General features: G+C 47.3%; 12 protein-coding genes. All 12 read right to left on the bottom strand.

The features are described from left to right. Positions 1-3 precede the first annotated feature (3 nt). The gene (ftsA, locus tag EAE30_RS07870; RefSeq protein WP_123015426.1) at positions 4-1,269 is read right to left on the bottom strand and encodes a cell division protein FtsA; all 1,266 of its coding nucleotides are present in this window, start codon (positions 1,267-1,269) and stop codon (positions 4-6) included. Next, positions 1,262-2,044 carry a cell division protein FtsQ/DivIB gene (locus tag EAE30_RS07865; RefSeq protein WP_123015425.1) on the bottom strand — a complete coding sequence of 261 codons (783 nt, stop codon included), beginning with the start codon at positions 2,042-2,044 and terminating at the stop codon, positions 1,262-1,264. Before EAE30_RS07865 ends, ftsA begins: the two co-directional genes overlap by 8 nt. Positions 2,045-2,224: 180 nt before the next feature. Then, complete coding sequence (gene murC, locus EAE30_RS07860) at positions 2,225-3,685, bottom strand: UDP-N-acetylmuramate--L-alanine ligase (RefSeq protein WP_123015424.1); 1,461 nt, start codon at positions 3,683-3,685, stop codon at positions 2,225-2,227. A 13-nt stretch (positions 3,686-3,698) separates the two neighbouring features. Beyond that, a complete protein-coding gene (gene murG / locus EAE30_RS07855) occupies positions 3,699-4,763 on the bottom strand; it encodes an undecaprenyldiphospho-muramoylpentapeptide beta-N-acetylglucosaminyltransferase (RefSeq protein ID WP_123015423.1) in 1,065 nt (354 codons plus the stop codon). Continuing rightward, on the bottom strand, positions 4,760-5,950 hold the full coding sequence (gene ftsW / locus EAE30_RS07850; protein WP_123015422.1) for a cell division protein FtsW: 1,191 nt from the start codon (positions 5,948-5,950) through the stop codon (positions 4,760-4,762). Before ftsW ends, murG begins: the two co-directional genes overlap by 4 nt. Before the next feature lie 16 nt (positions 5,951-5,966). Next, positions 5,967-7,286 (bottom strand): UDP-N-acetylmuramoyl-L-alanine--D-glutamate ligase, encoded by a 1,320-nt coding sequence (gene murD, locus EAE30_RS07845; protein WP_123015421.1) that lies wholly within the window; start codon positions 7,284-7,286, stop codon positions 5,967-5,969. Between the two features lie 20 nt (positions 7,287-7,306). Further along, positions 7,307-8,389 (bottom strand): phospho-N-acetylmuramoyl-pentapeptide-transferase, encoded by a 1,083-nt coding sequence (gene mraY / locus EAE30_RS07840; protein ID WP_123015420.1) that lies wholly within the window; start codon positions 8,387-8,389, stop codon positions 7,307-7,309. Continuing rightward, on the bottom strand, positions 8,386-9,747 hold the full coding sequence (locus EAE30_RS07835) for a UDP-N-acetylmuramoyl-tripeptide--D-alanyl-D-alanine ligase (protein ID WP_123015419.1): 1,362 nt from the start codon (positions 9,745-9,747) through the stop codon (positions 8,386-8,388). Before EAE30_RS07835 ends, mraY begins: the two co-directional genes overlap by 4 nt. After that, positions 9,744-11,237 carry a UDP-N-acetylmuramoyl-L-alanyl-D-glutamate--2,6-diaminopimelate ligase gene (gene murE, locus EAE30_RS07830; protein ID WP_123017300.1) on the bottom strand — a complete coding sequence of 498 codons (1,494 nt, stop codon included), beginning with the start codon at positions 11,235-11,237 and terminating at the stop codon, positions 9,744-9,746. Before murE ends, EAE30_RS07835 begins: the two co-directional genes overlap by 4 nt. 11 nt (positions 11,238-11,248) lie before the next feature. Then, a complete protein-coding gene (locus EAE30_RS07825; protein WP_123015418.1) occupies positions 11,249-13,018 on the bottom strand; it encodes a penicillin-binding transpeptidase domain-containing protein in 1,770 nt (589 codons plus the stop codon). Then, positions 13,015-13,332, bottom strand: a complete 318-nt coding sequence (gene ftsL, locus EAE30_RS07820; protein WP_123015417.1) for a cell division protein FtsL — start codon at positions 13,330-13,332, stop codon at positions 13,015-13,017. Before ftsL ends, EAE30_RS07825 begins: the two co-directional genes overlap by 4 nt. Positions 13,333-13,340: 8 nt before the next feature. Further along, positions 13,341-14,291 carry a 16S rRNA (cytosine(1402)-N(4))-methyltransferase RsmH gene (rsmH, locus tag EAE30_RS07815; protein WP_123015416.1) on the bottom strand — a complete coding sequence of 317 codons (951 nt, stop codon included), beginning with the start codon at positions 14,289-14,291 and terminating at the stop codon, positions 13,341-13,343. Positions 14,292-14,430: the final 139 nt, after the last annotated feature.

The following is a 14,430-nucleotide window of genomic DNA, read 5'->3' as shown; positions in this document are numbered from 1 at the left end:
AGGTTAAAACTCTTTCTGAATCCAATTACGCAAACGACTCCAAAGACTGGCTGATGTTGGTTGGCGCTTAGGCTCTTGGTAATCCACATCGTCATTCATTTGGCTATCTTTTGCGTAATGAAGTAAACCCACTGCCGTAGAATGATACGGCTCTTTTACGTAATCAGTAAGACCACTCACTTCGAGTGGTTTACCGACTCGGACCTGATTGCGGAAAACACGTTCTGCGCAATCCACCAGTCCTTCAATTTGTGCAGCCCCGCCCGTTAACACGACACCTGCGGCAAGATGATGTTTAATACCATCTTTACGTAGCTGATCTTGCACTAAATCTATGGTCTGGTTAACCATCCCCATAAGTTCAGTATAACGAGGCTCAATGACTTCTGATAACGTTTGTCTTTGTAAGCTTCGAGATGGACGGCCACCCACACTCGGGACGTTCACCGTATCATCTTTACTCACCAACTCGCTCAATGCACAACCGTATTTAACTTTTATCTCTTCTGCATCACTAATTGGTGTACCAAAGGCAAAGGCAATATCACTCGCCACTGCATTACCTGCGTATGAAAATACCTCCGTATGACGAAGTGCTCCTCCAGTCCATACGGCGATATCCATGGTGCCCGCGCCAATATCAACGACACACACACCTAACTCACGCTCATCTTCAGTAATTACAGCATTACTTGCTGCAAGTCCTGAGTATACTAACTGTTCAACGGTTAACCCACAACGCTCAACCGCTTTAATAATATTTCTTGCCATATCATTGTGACAAGTGATCAAGTGCACACTGACTTCCATGCGAACACCTGATAAGCCTAGCGGATTTTTAATCCCTTCTTGGTAATCAATTGTAAATTCTTGCGGTATAACATGCAGGATTCGCTGTTCTTCGCCAATTTTAATGGATTTAGCCGTATGAATAGCACGATCCATGTCATCTTGCGTCACTTCCTCGTCAGAAATCGCCCCCATTCCCTTTTCTATTCGGCTAGCAATATGCTTACCAGAGATAGAAAGGTAGACGTTACTGATTTGACATTCCGCCATCAGCTCAGCTTGATCGATCGCACGTTGGACCGATTTTACAACCGACTCAAGATCATTAACACCGCCTTTGTCCATTCCACGTGAAGGACTGGTTCCTGCACCAATAATATTAATTTGCCCGTCTGGCAGAACTTCGCCTACCAAAGCAGATACTGTGGCAGTGCCTATGTCCAAACCAACAATAATGTTGTCGTCGGCAGATTTAGTCATCGGTCTTCTCTTGTGTTGAGTCTTCTTGAGGTATCCAGCCAACCGCCGCACCAGTATCGTATCGAAGATCGATATAACTAACGCGCTCGGCTTGGTCACCTAATTTATTGTAAAGCAGGAAAAAGCGTTGAAGACGTTCATCTAATGACTCTTTTCCCAACTCTAAACGAATACCGTTATCTAATATAATTTGCCAAGCTCGTCGTTCGTTCAATAATAAAGACGATATATTCAATCCAAGGTGTTTAAACTTAGGATTATAATGACGCCAAGCTTGCAAAACTTGTTGAGCCGTCCCTTTAGGACCATACAGTTTAACACGTTCGCCAGTCACTTCAGACACATCACCACCAAACACAGTACCTTTGGCGTTCAACAACTGATTGCCATTCCAAATCGCAATCGCGTGATACTCAGTCAAAAATACTTTGATGGTATTGGGCCACTGTTTACGAATAGAGGCATGTGATACCCAAGGAATGGTTTCCACGCTGCGTTGCAGCGTGCCGATATCCTGAGACATAAACGTACCGATATGATTCAGTTGCTCAAATGCTTGTTGAACATCTTGTGCCGTGACGTGCTGTAAATCACCTTGTAGTACGATATTGGACAGTGGAAGCCGTTGTTCGTCCCACATCCAACTGACTGTTGAGTACAACAAAAAACCAATCAACAAAGTCACCACTAAAAAAAAGCTGCCACCAGCGGCATGCTTTTTCACAAGTGGAGAAGTGGATAACTGTCGTCCTTTGTCTAAAACGTGTTGTATCAAAGTCCGAATATCCTGTTAACAACCGGCCATTGAAACCCTATCTGTAATGATAATAGAGGCAAAAGCATTAACTGTAACCCTTAAATTATACTGAGGTCATTGAAAGTATCAAACCCTGAAAGGTAGAAATCAACGATTAATACCAACTTCAACTGAAAATGCCCTAAAAACACCATTATTTTAGCTATTTTGCATGTGCTCGATGTTCAATTTTAGAGTTGCTAGCTTTTTGGCTACTTTGCCGATATCCCCCGCACCCTGAGTCAATACTAAGTCACCATCTTGTAAGACATTTGCTAAAACAGAAGGTAACGTATCGATATCAGGCACGAATATTGGGTCAACTTTGCCACGTGTACGAATCGTGCGGCACAGTGAACGACTGTCGGCATTGGCAATTGGGGCTTCCCCTGCCGAATATACATCAAGAATCAGTAATACATCCACTTGTTCCAGCACATTGGCGAAATCTTCGTATAAATCTCGCGTACGTGTGTAGCGATGCGGCTGAAAAATCATCACAAGACGCTTGTCTGCCCAGCCATTGCGTGCCGCTTTAATCGTAACATCCACTTCCGTCGGATGATGGCCATAATCATCGACGAGCATCGCTTGGCCATGACCGGTATCAAACGTTCCGAGTTGATCAAAGCGACGTCCAGTGCCTTGCGTGCTTGCCATCGCGCGTAAAATTGCCGAATCCGACACCTCATCTTCTGTCGCGACCGCAATCGCAGCAGACGCGTTCAAGGCATTATGACGACCGGGAATATTCAATGTTATCTCTAAATTTTCTCGGCCCTGACGCACCACGGTAAATTTACCTTGCTGGCCTTCCTGACGATAGTTTTCAATCCGGACATCCGCGTCCGCAGAGAAACCGTAGGTAATCACTTGACGGCTAATGCGAGGAATTAACTCTCGAACCACTGGATCATCGACACACATTATCGCCTGACCATAAAAAGGCAAATTATGGATAAAATCGACAAAGGTTTGCTTGAGAGTCGAGAAATCACCACCATAGGTATCCATGTGATCCGCTTCAATATTGGTTACGATGGTCACCATCGGCTGCAAATGTAAGAAAGAGGCATCACTTTCATCCGCTTCCGCAATCAAGATACGACTGGAGCCTAAACGAGCATTGGTCCCAGCGCTCTTTACCAAGCCGCCATTCACAAACGTCGGATCCAATCCTGCTTCATTATAAATTTGTGTCACAAGAGCGGTCGTCGTGGTTTTCCCATGTGTCCCCGCAACCGCGATACCATGGCGAAAACGCATCAGTTCAGCAAGCATTTCGGCGCGACGAACAATCGGTATCCGTTTCGCTCTGGCGGCCGCTACTTCTGGATTGCTTTCATTAATGGCTGTCGAGACAACAATCACACTGGCATGCGCGATATTGCTTTGGGCATGACCAATAAAAATCGTGGCACCTTTCGAAGATAAGCGTTGCGTGATCGGGTTTTCAGCGATATCAGACCCAGTAATTTGATACCCTTCATTGAGCAGTACTTCGGCAATGCCACTCATACCGGCTCCGCCAATACCAACAAAGTGAATGCTTTTCACACGGCGCATTTCTGGGACCATCGCACGGATTTGTGCGATATCGGGAGTTTGTTTTGCTGTCATTGTTGTATTCTCATTATTCAGTCAGAGAGGCAATCGCATCGGCGACAATCTTATCGGCGTCCGTGTTCGCGACGGCGCGAGCTTTGCTTCCCATCGTCATCAACTGAGGGCGATCCAAAGTTTCAATGGCATCAGCCATTGCGGTGACGGTTAAATTAGGTTGTTCGATCATCACGGCGGCGCCGCACTCAACTAAGTGATCGGCATTTAACGCTTGCTGGCGGTCTTTGTGCATAAACGGAACGAAAATCGCCGCCACTCCTGCCGCCGACACCTCGGAAACAGTCAAAGCGCCCGAGCGACACACCAAGAGGTCGGCCCATGCATATTCTTTCGCCACATCATCAATGAATTCGGTCACTTGCACCTGAGGCATCCCAGCAGCTTGATAAGCGGCAATCACCTCTTGATGTTGATTTTTTCCTGCTTGGTGATGAATGATATAACGCTCGCTATCGAGTTGCTCCATCACCTTAGGTAAGGTTTGATTAAGAATGCGCGCGCCCTGACTGCCCCCCATCACGAGAATACGAATAGGACCATCTCGGCCTGTCATTCGCTCCTCAGGAGCCGGTAACCCGCTCACATCACTGCGCACCGGATTGCCGACCACAGGCACCTCTTTAAATGCGCCGGCAAAGGCTTGAAAAACGCGAGTCGCAATTTTTGCCAACCACTGATTGGTTAATCCAGCCACCGCGTTCTGTTCATGCAACACCACTGGGATCCCCAGTAGCCAAGCGGCAATACCACCAGGACCACTGACATACCCTCCCATGCCTAACACCACGTCCGGCTTCCAGCGTTTCATATGACGTCGGGCTTGAAAAATGGCATTCATAATTTGGAAAGGGGCTTTGATCAATTTCCCTAAGCCTTGGCCTCTTAACCCCTTCACACGAATAAAATCAATCTCAATCCCATGCTTTGGGACTAAATCCGCTTCCATACGATCTGCGGTACCGAGCCAACGAATGTCCCAGCCTTGTTGCTGTAATTGCTTGGCAACCGCCAGTCCAGGGAAAACATGTCCTCCTGTGCCACCGGCCATCACCATTAATCGTTTATTTGTCTTCATGAGTCACTTACTTTTTCTGCAGGTTGAGTGCGGATTTTTATTCGGCATTCGTAGTCAATGCGCAGCAACATAGCCACGGCGACGGACATCACAATCAAACTCGATCCACCATAACTGATCAGCGGCAACGTCAAACCTTTGGTGGGAACAATGCCCGCGGCCGCCCCCACGTTGACCAACGTCTGAAACGCAAACCAAATGCCGATACCAAAGGCTAAATACCCACCGAAATATTCATCATGTTCAAACGCTTTTTTACCAATAAAAATCGCTTTCAGTACCAAACTAAAGATCAACATCAGTACCAATACAACACCAACAAATCCTAGCTCTTCCCCTAACACCGCAAACACAAAGTCGGTATGCGCTTCTGGCAAATATTCGAGTTTCTGTACTGAGTTACCTAATCCTTGTCCAAACCATTCACCTCGACCAAAAGCCATCAATGATTGCGTCAACTGATACCCGCTGCCAAAGGGATCTTCCCAAGGATCCATAAAGGAAGTCACACGACGAATACGGTAGGGTTCAGCGGCAATCAAGCCGACTACGGCTAAAATTCCCGCCATCATCAAGGCTAAAAATTGGGTCAGTTTCGCCCCTGCGATGAATAACATGCCAAACAAGGTCACCAACATCACGACCACCGTCCCCAAATCGGGCTGACACAGCAGTAATACCGCTAAGGTACCGAACACCATGATGGGTTTTAAAAATCCCCCAAAGAAGGTTTCACGAACTTCATCTTGTTTACGGACTAAATAGCCCGACATAAACATAAATAGTGAGAGCTTAGCGACTTCGGCAGGCTGTAAGTTAAAGAGCCCTAACGGTATCCAGCGGGATGCGCCGTTGACTGAGTGCCCTGCAACCAAGACCACCAAGAGCAAAAACGCCGATAACGCCAATAATAGGGAACTGAATTTCATCCATTGCGACATTCGAACTTGCATCACCACCGATGCGGTACAAATAGACAAAAATAGGAATAGCGCATGGCGCTCCATAAAATGGAACGGTTGATGCGTTAAGCGTGTACTGATCGGAAAAGACGCCGACGTTACCATGACGAGGCCAATCAACATTAACCCCAACGATATCCAGACTAATTGCCGATCAAACAAGGCCTCAGGCGATGGCGTTTTTAACCAATGGAGGGTTTTTTGTAAGGGCTTGGATAACACCAAATGAATCACCTATTGATTATGCGTAGCGCCTTGCCAGTTCAGTAAATACATCACCGCGATGCATGAAACTTCTAAACTGATCAAAGCTGGCACAAGCTGGAGACAACATCACCATGTCACCCGCCTGCAATTGTGGACGGATAATTTGGATGATGTTCTCAATCGAATCAAAATATTCGGCCGATGGATGCAACGCTAAGAACTGTTTTCCATCGCGACCAAAACAACATAACTTTAAGGGTAATGCTTTAAAATAGTCGGCCAACGGCGAGAAGTCGGCCCCTTTGCCAACGCCTCCTACCAACAAGTACAACGTACCTTTCAGGTGTAAACCGGACAAGGCAGCTTCGGTACTCGCCACGTTGGTCGCTTTCGAATCATTAACCCAAATAATGCCCTGATTATCCGCAACAAGCTGACATCGATGTGTCAGTCCAGTGTAAGACTTTAGCGCGTCTAAGCCACTTTGATAGGAGACACCTGCAGCATCGAGTAAAGCGAGAACAGTGAGTACGTTTGCAATGTTGTGCATGCCGACTAAACGCAAATCCGCAGCAGGCAACACAGGCTGACCATGTGCACATAAATACGACGTATGATGATGCTCTGCTAACGTATAATCTGCAGGATGATGCAAACCAAAACTGAGTCTGTTTGCCACAGCAGTATCAGGCTGTGTCGTTGGATCATCCGCATTATAAACAGCCGTGTCTGCATGCAAGAAAATGCGTTGTTTGGCCTCACGGTAATCATCCATACTGATATAACGATCCATATGATCTTCAGACAGATTTAAAAATGCAGCGGCCACCACAGACAAATGCTGCGTTGTTTCCAATTGAAAGCTCGACAGCTCTAACACATAAAGCTCAGCATCCTCTTGTAATAAATCCAGCGCAGGCACACCAATATTGCCACCTACCGCTGTTTTTATCCCGCTGGCATTCGCCAGTACCCCGGTTAAGTCGGTGACCGTGCTTTTGCCGTTAGAACCGGTAATAGCAATCACTGGCTTATCAACATGCCAAGCGAACAGTTCGACATCACCAACAACCGGAATATTAGCATCGCGTACCTGTTGAATTTGTGGCGTCGCTAATGCAATTCCTGGGTTCGTGACCACTAAATCGGCCGATAATAACCAATCAAGCTGCCAATCCCCAATACAACGAGGAATGCGACTATCAAGAAGCTCAAGACCAGGAGGAGATTGGCGCGTATCAATCACTTGAACCGCCACTTGAGGCTGATATTTTCTTAAGTAATTAACGACGGAGAGCCCGGTGATACCGAGCCCTACTACCACAACCTTATGAATGTGATGCCAACGATCCATTTCTCTCACTCCTTGTTAAATTAGCGAACTTTTAGTGTGGCCAAGCCCACTAGCACTAATACAATCGAGATAATCCAAAAGCGCACAATAACACGCGGCTCTGGCCACCCTTTCAGCTCGTAGTGATGATGAATAGGCGCCATTCGGAAAATACGCTGACCGCGTAATTTATAAGAGCCGACTTGTAAAATGACCGATAAGGTTTCAATAACGAATACGCCGCCCATAATCACCAAAACAAATTCTTGGCGCACTAATACCGCGATGGTACCCAATGCTCCGCCTAATGCTAAAGAGCCGACATCGCCCATAAACACTTGAGCAGGATAAGTATTAAACCATAGGAAGCCCAAACCGGCCCCCACAATCGCCGTACACACAACCACTAACTCGGACGCATTCGCAACATAAGGAATATGCAAATATTCGGCAAAATTGACGTTACCCGTTGCCCATGCAATGACTGCAAATCCCGCGGATACTAGGACGGTTGGCATAATGGCTAAGCCATCGAGCCCATCGGTTAAGTTCACCGCATTGCTGGTTCCCACAATGACAAAGTAGCTTAAAATCACGAACATCAAGCCTAATTGCGGCATAACATCTTTAAAAAATGGCACCACTAATTGCGTCACGGCGGTGTCTTGCCCGTAGGCATAAAGCGCGAACGAGACCACCAGCGCGATCAGCGATTGCCAAAAATACTTCCAGCGAGCGATCAAACCATCGGTATTTTTCCGTACCACTTTACGGTAATCGTCGATAAAGCCAATGATGCCATAACCGAGCAAAACACCCAGCACAGCCCATACATAAGGGTTTGATAAGTCGGCCCAAAGTAACACCGTCACCGTAATAGAAGCGAGGATCATCAGACCGCCCATCGTTGGGGTACCGCGCTTACTAAAATGCGATTCTGGACCATCGTTACGAACCACTTGGCCGATTTGCAGTAATTGTAATCGTTTGATAAGACGAGGGCCTATCCATAACGAAAGACTTAATGCCGTTAAAATACTCACAATCGCACGAAACGAAAGGTATTCAAATAAACGGAAAAACGAAAAATATGGCTGGAGCAAATCCGCAAGCCAAATAATCATGTGTATATCTCCTTAAGAGCAGCAACAATCTTACCCATGCCCGAACTCAATGCGCCTTTAATTAATAGCGTATGGGTGGATTGACTTTCTTTTTGTAGTTGCTGCCGAATAAACGCAATCATGTCTTCATGGGTGGCAAAGTGCTGGCCTTGACACACCTCGCTGATGATTTTGGCATCATCACCGTATGTTAAAACATGCTCAAATTGAAATGGGTACGCATGTTCACCGACTTGTCGATGAAGTGCAAGACTTTCATGACCTAACTCAGCCATATTGCCCAAAATTAACCAGCGAGTCGTACCAAACTCACCTAACAAGTCGATCGCCGCTTTCATGGCGGGCACACTGGCATTATAGCTATCATCAATGACTTTCACATTGTCTGTTAATGTGAAGGCACTGACTCGCCCCTTAACAGGTTGTAAACTTGCCAAGCCTTTTTGAACCTCACTCAAGCTCGCTCCCATTTCCATCGTAAGAGCGGCCGCAGCGAGTGCATTAGACACATTATGCTGGCCCATAATACCGAGTGTAATCGGTAAGCTTCCTTGTGGTGAATGGAGTGTAAAGCTGGCTTGGCCTTGTTCATTTAGCCTGATATCACTGGGGAAAAAGTCAGCATTATGATCATGGAGAGAAAAAGTTTTGATGTTTTTCCCCGCAAGTACCGTCTCAAACCAAGTTTCACCACAACTGTCTAAGTTCACCAATGCGATGCCCGCTTGAGGTAAACCGAGATAAATTTCACCTTTGGCTTGTTTTACCCCATCGATCGAGCCAAACCCTTCAAGGTGAGCGGCCGCAACGTTATTAACGAGTGCCACATCGGGCTTAACTAACTGTGTGGTATACGCAATTTCACCAATATGATTGGCGCCCATTTCAATCACGGCAAAGTCATCATCGACGGTTGAGCGCAGTAACGTTAACGGAACCCCAATATCGTTATTGAAATTTCCCGCAGTCGATAAGACACGCCCTTTCAGGGAGAGAATACTTGCGGTCATTTCTTTCACCGTGGTTTTTCCACAGCTTCCGGTAATCCCGACGGTTGGAGTCTGTGAGCACTGGTGTACCCAAGCGGCCAACTGTCCCAAGGCTATTCGCGTATCATCGACGACAATATGAGGAAAATCACTGTCGAGTGGTCGAGAGACGAGCGCGGCAACCGCACCGGCTTCTTGTGCCTGGGTCAGGAAGTCATGGGCATCAAAACGCTGACCAATCAAAGCAATGAATAATGTATTGGCTTGAATATCACGGGTATCCGTTGACACATAGTCAATCACTGGACTATCACCATGCCATTGTCCGTTTACTGCTTGAGCGATGGCTTGTAAGGACGTAGTAATCATACATTCAACTCCAATAAAGTTTGCGCCGACTCGCGATCTGAATAATGTAGGCGTTGCTCACCAATGATCTGATAATCTTCGTGGCCTTTCCCCGCCAGCAAAATAATGTCATCACTTGCCGAATTCGTTAACGCGAAAGACAGTGCATCAAAACGGTTATGCTCGACGTGACACTGCTCGGGATGCACTAACCCAGTCTGCATATCAGCAATAATCTGCTCAGGTGACTCACTACGCGGATTGTCATCGGTCAAAATCACCCTATCGGCACCGTGTTCTGCGACTTTCGCCATGACCGGGCGTTTTCCTCGATCACGATCCCCACCACAACCGACGATCGCCCACAAGCGGCCTTGGCAATGTATCCGCAGAGCCGATAGTGCTTTTTCTAATGCATCCGGGGTATGGGCATAATCGACCACAACTTTGGCACGCTGAGGCTGTTGAAATAACTCCATACGTCCAATAACGGCTTGCAAAGATGGCGCGGCGCTCACCAAGGCGTTCTTATCCATCCCGAGCGAGAGCAAGGTGGCCAATGCCAGTAACACATTGCAAGCGTTAAACGCCCCAATCAGTGGGGTGTGCAATGTGCCTTCTCCCCACGATCCCGCAAAATGAATCACAATACCAGACTCGGCATAATCGACATGGCGAGCCCATAGTTGCAAATCCGTGTCTGGCGGGCCAAGCAAAGAAACACCGACCACATTATCGAGGTCCGTGCTCCAACGTTTTCCCACTTCGTCATCAACGTTAATGATGGCGACACCACATTCATGCTCAGTGAACAATTGCTTTTTGGCTGCTTCATAAGCCTGCATGCTTCCGTGATAATCCAAATGATCACGGCTGAGATTAGAGAACACACTGGCCGCAAAATCGATCGCTTTAACCCGTCCTTGCACTAAGCCATGCGAAGACACTTCCAACGCTGTATATTGCGCCCCTTGCTGGCTCAATTGATGCAACGTTTGCTGAATATCAATCGCATTGCCCGTGGTATTCAACGCGGGTTGCAACGCATCTAAAAAGCCATTGCCTGTCGTCCCCATTACCGCAGTCGGTGTATCTAATCGGGTCAACCACTGAGCGATCAGTTGAGAAATCGTCGTTTTACCATTGGTGCCGGTGACTGCGATCGCTTGATTGGTATGTTCGCCATATAAATCACGTCCGAGCTGGGATAAATGGGCGTTGAGTTGCGCCACATACACCACCGGCGTGCCATGACAATCGGCGATCTCACCATGGTGGTGGACGTCATCCGCCTGCGCAATGATGGCATTGGCACCTTGCGCCGCTGCCTTTGCCATGAATTGACGCCCATCAACCGCATGGCCAATAATGGCGACAAAGGTACTTCCGGGCTGCACTCGGCGGCTGTCCAGCTGCAAATCGGTCACCGTAATCTGTGCAATATCAGAGCGCGCTATCGCACACCATGAGCTCAGCAACTCACCGAGCGTTTTGCCTACTTTCTCTAACATGTCTTTCATAATTAATCGTTTTTATCTTTCTTGAACTTGTTTTCATCAGGCGCAATATTCAGAATCTGCAACGCCCCTTTCATAATTTTTCCAAAAACAGGACCTGCAACTGCACCACCATAATAAGAATCGCCTTGTGGTTCATTCACCATGACAACCAACGACAAACGCGGATTACTCACGGGAGCAACCCCTGCGGTGTAAGCAAAGTATTCATCACTATAGCCCCCAGCCGCGGCTTTGCGAGACGTCCCGGTTTTGGCGGCAATTCGATATCCAGGGACCGCAGCTTTCACCGCAGTTCCCCCTGGTTGAGTCACCGTTTCTAGCATGTTGAGGACTTCGCGCACATAATGAGGATCCGCCACTTGATGCTCCAAATTACGATTACTTTGACTTTCGATGAGGTGCAATGGCTGATATTTCCCCATATTGCCTAATGTGGCATAAGCATGGGCTAATTGAATCGGGGTAATGGACAATCCATACCCAAAGGCGATGGTCGCGCGTTCAAAATCGGACCAACGCTGACGACTAGGGAAAATACCGGTACTTTCACCCGGCAAGTTTAATCCTGACGTTTCCCCCAGCCCGACCGAGCGATACATCCCAAGCAAGGCTTCAATCGGCATACGCAAGGAAAGCTTAGACACACCGACGTTACTGGATTTTTTCAAAATCATTTGTAGCGAGGCTTTGCCGCCTTTAATCGGATCAGAGTCGCGAACCCGTGCCCCACCGATGCGCATGGAGCCATTACCCACATCGATAATCGTATGTTCGTCTGCAGTACCATTTTCCAATGAGGCCAATACCACGAATGGTTTGACGGTTGAGCCAGGTTCAAACGCATCCGTCACTACGCGGTTACGCATTTTAAAATTCTGATAATCGGAACGATTATTGGGGTTATAAGAGGGCGCATTGACCATCGCGAGGACATTGCCCGTTTTGACATCGATCATCACAGCAGAAGCGGAAGTGGCACGGTAGTCAGCCATCGCTTGTTTCACCGCACGAAACGCAATCGCTTGTAGTCGCTGATCAATGGTCAATTGCAAGGGTTTCCCTGCTTGGCTCTTATCTAAGGAGATATTTTCAACCACATTGCCATAGCGGTCTTTACGAATGATTTGTTTGCCCGCTTCGCCGGTCAACCATTTATCGTAACTGCGCTCAATGCCTTCAAGACCATGGCCATCGATTCCCGTCACCCCGACCACGTGAGCACTCACTTCTCCTGCCGGATAATAGCGTCGAGATTCGGATTTGAGGCCCACGCCGGGCAATTTAAGCTCGCGGATATAATTGGCCATCGCCGAATTCACTTGGCGTTGCAAATAAATAAAGCGGCGATTTTTATGAGATTCAATCCGCTTAATCAAGCCTTGGCGATCCAAATTGAGTACATCGGCTAACGCATACCAACGATTTTTCTCTTGCAAGCTCCCTTTTTTAATAATGGTGGCCGGATCCGCCCATACCGCGTCCACAGGCACACTTACGGCAAGAGCCTCGCCATTACGATCGGAAATAATGCCACGCTCAGAATGAATGGTTTTCGAGCGAACCGTACGCAAGTCGCTTTGGTGAATAAGATTATCGGGCTCAATGACCTGAATATAGGCAGCGCGAACGATTAAAATAGCAAAAGCGACAAATACGAACCCTAAAATTAAATAAAAACGCCAGCGAATAAACAAGGGGTCGTTGCCTTGTTCCGTCTGACGTTTATTGGTATTCGGTGTGTTGGGCTTTTTCTTGTTGAACGGTTTTTTCATTTCAGTTTAATCACTACTTCTTTGTCCGCATCAGGACGCTGCATGTGTAACTGCTCTTCAGCAATTTCCTGAACACGGCTATGCTCAGCCAAGGCGGTTTCTTCAATGATAAGATTGCGCCATTCATTATCTAGGTCAAAACGTTCGCTTTGTACCTGACTGAGTCGGGAGACAGATTGACGGGTATCATGAGTAGTCAACACGACGCCCATGGCACTAGCAAAAATCAATACCATGAGAATCAGTGGAATACGACCTACCGTCAGTAGGTCGATTAAAATCATTTTCGCAAGTTTCGGGGATGGCTGAGACATCGTGATCGTTACAGTTTCTCTGCAATCCTTAACACTGAGCTACGAGAACGCGGATTCAGATCCACCTCGGCCTCGCTCGGTTTGATTGCTTTTCCAATGGTTTTAAGGTTAGCACTTCCTAGCGCTTTGATTTGGTCTTCCGTCATCGGAATACCATGCGGCACCTGAGGGCCTTGACTCTCTTTACGCATGAAACGTTTTACCATGCGATCTTCTAACGAATGGAAACTGATCACCGATAACCGTCCTTCAGGAGCAAGAACACGCATCGCGCCTTGCAGGGCTTTATCAATTTCTTCCAGCTCACTGTTGATATAAATGCGAAACGCTTGGAATGCGCGTGTGGCTGGGTGTTTTTTCTCTTTGTAGTTCTTTGGAGCGACATCAGAAATCAGCTTCGCTAATTGCCCGGTACGCAGCAGGGGTTCATTGGCTTCATTCTCACGATATTCCACGATACCACGCGCGATACGCCGCGCATGTTTATCTTCACCAAACTGACGAATCACCCAAGTAATGTCATCCAGATCCGCTTTGGCTAGCCATTCGGAGACGGGCATCCCAGCCGTCGGATCCATACGCATATCCAGAGGGCCATCTTTCATAAAACTAAAGCCACGCTCCGCATCATCGAGCTGAGGAGACGACACGCCCAGGTCAAACAAGACCCCATCCACTTGTCCCACAAGATCATGCTGCTGTGCATAATGGGCAATACCTGAAAACGGGCCATGTACAATGGTAAAGCGAGGATCATCAATTTTTTGTGCTTCTGCGATAGCTTGAGGATCACGATCAATACTGAATAATCGACCGTTAGGACCTAATTTTGACAAGATAGTGCGACTATGACCGCCTCGCCCAAACGTCCCATCGATGTAGGTTCCATCGGGTTTGATTGCTAACCCATCAATAGATTCATTGAGTAGCACAGATATGTGTTGAAAAGATTCAGTCATGGTTATCTCATTACGCCGGTTCGGCGGTGTATTGTCTTAATTAGTGTACCTATTTCCGACACTACCGCTACTCATTACCCAGATATGGGCGTGATGGGGCACTAAGTTTAAAGCTTTTCGTATCGGTTGAGTCAATATA

This window comes from Vibrio zhugei (assembly GCF_003716875.1).
In the GTDB taxonomy this organism is placed as follows: Bacteria; Pseudomonadota; Gammaproteobacteria; order Enterobacterales; family Vibrionaceae; genus Vibrio; species Vibrio zhugei.
Note: the sequence above shows the minus strand (reverse complement) of the source record. Positions and strands in the feature narration are given on the sequence as shown.

Excerpts from the sequence above, each read along its gene's own strand:
- ftsA (WP_123015426.1), bottom strand. The coding sequence starts at position 1,269 with ATGACTAAATCTGCCGACGACAACATTATTGTTGGTTTGGACATAGGC.
- EAE30_RS07825 (WP_123015418.1), bottom strand. The coding sequence starts at position 13,018 with ATGAAAAAACCGTTCAACAAGAAAAAGCCCAACACACCGAATACCAAT.
- murC (WP_123015424.1), bottom strand. The coding sequence starts at position 3,685 with ATGACAGCAAAACAAACTCCCGATATCGCACAAATCCGTGCGATGGTC.
- murG (WP_123015423.1), bottom strand. The coding sequence starts at position 4,763 with ATGAAGACAAATAAACGATTAATGGTGATGGCCGGTGGCACAGGAGGA.
- murE (WP_123017300.1), bottom strand. The coding sequence starts at position 11,237 with ATGTTAGAGAAAGTAGGCAAAACGCTCGGTGAGTTGCTGAGCTCATGG.
- murD (WP_123015421.1), bottom strand. The coding sequence starts at position 7,286 with ATGGATCGTTGGCATCACATTCATAAGGTTGTGGTAGTAGGGCTCGGT.
- EAE30_RS07835 (WP_123015419.1), bottom strand. The coding sequence starts at position 9,747 with ATGATTACTACGTCCTTACAAGCCATCGCTCAAGCAGTAAACGGACAA.
- mraY (WP_123015420.1), bottom strand. The coding sequence starts at position 8,389 with ATGATTATTTGGCTTGCGGATTTGCTCCAGCCATATTTTTCGTTTTTC.
- ftsL (WP_123015417.1), bottom strand. The coding sequence starts at position 13,332 with ATGTCTCAGCCATCCCCGAAACTTGCGAAAATGATTTTAATCGACCTA.
- rsmH (WP_123015416.1), bottom strand. The coding sequence starts at position 14,291 with ATGACTGAATCTTTTCAACACATATCTGTGCTACTCAATGAATCTATT.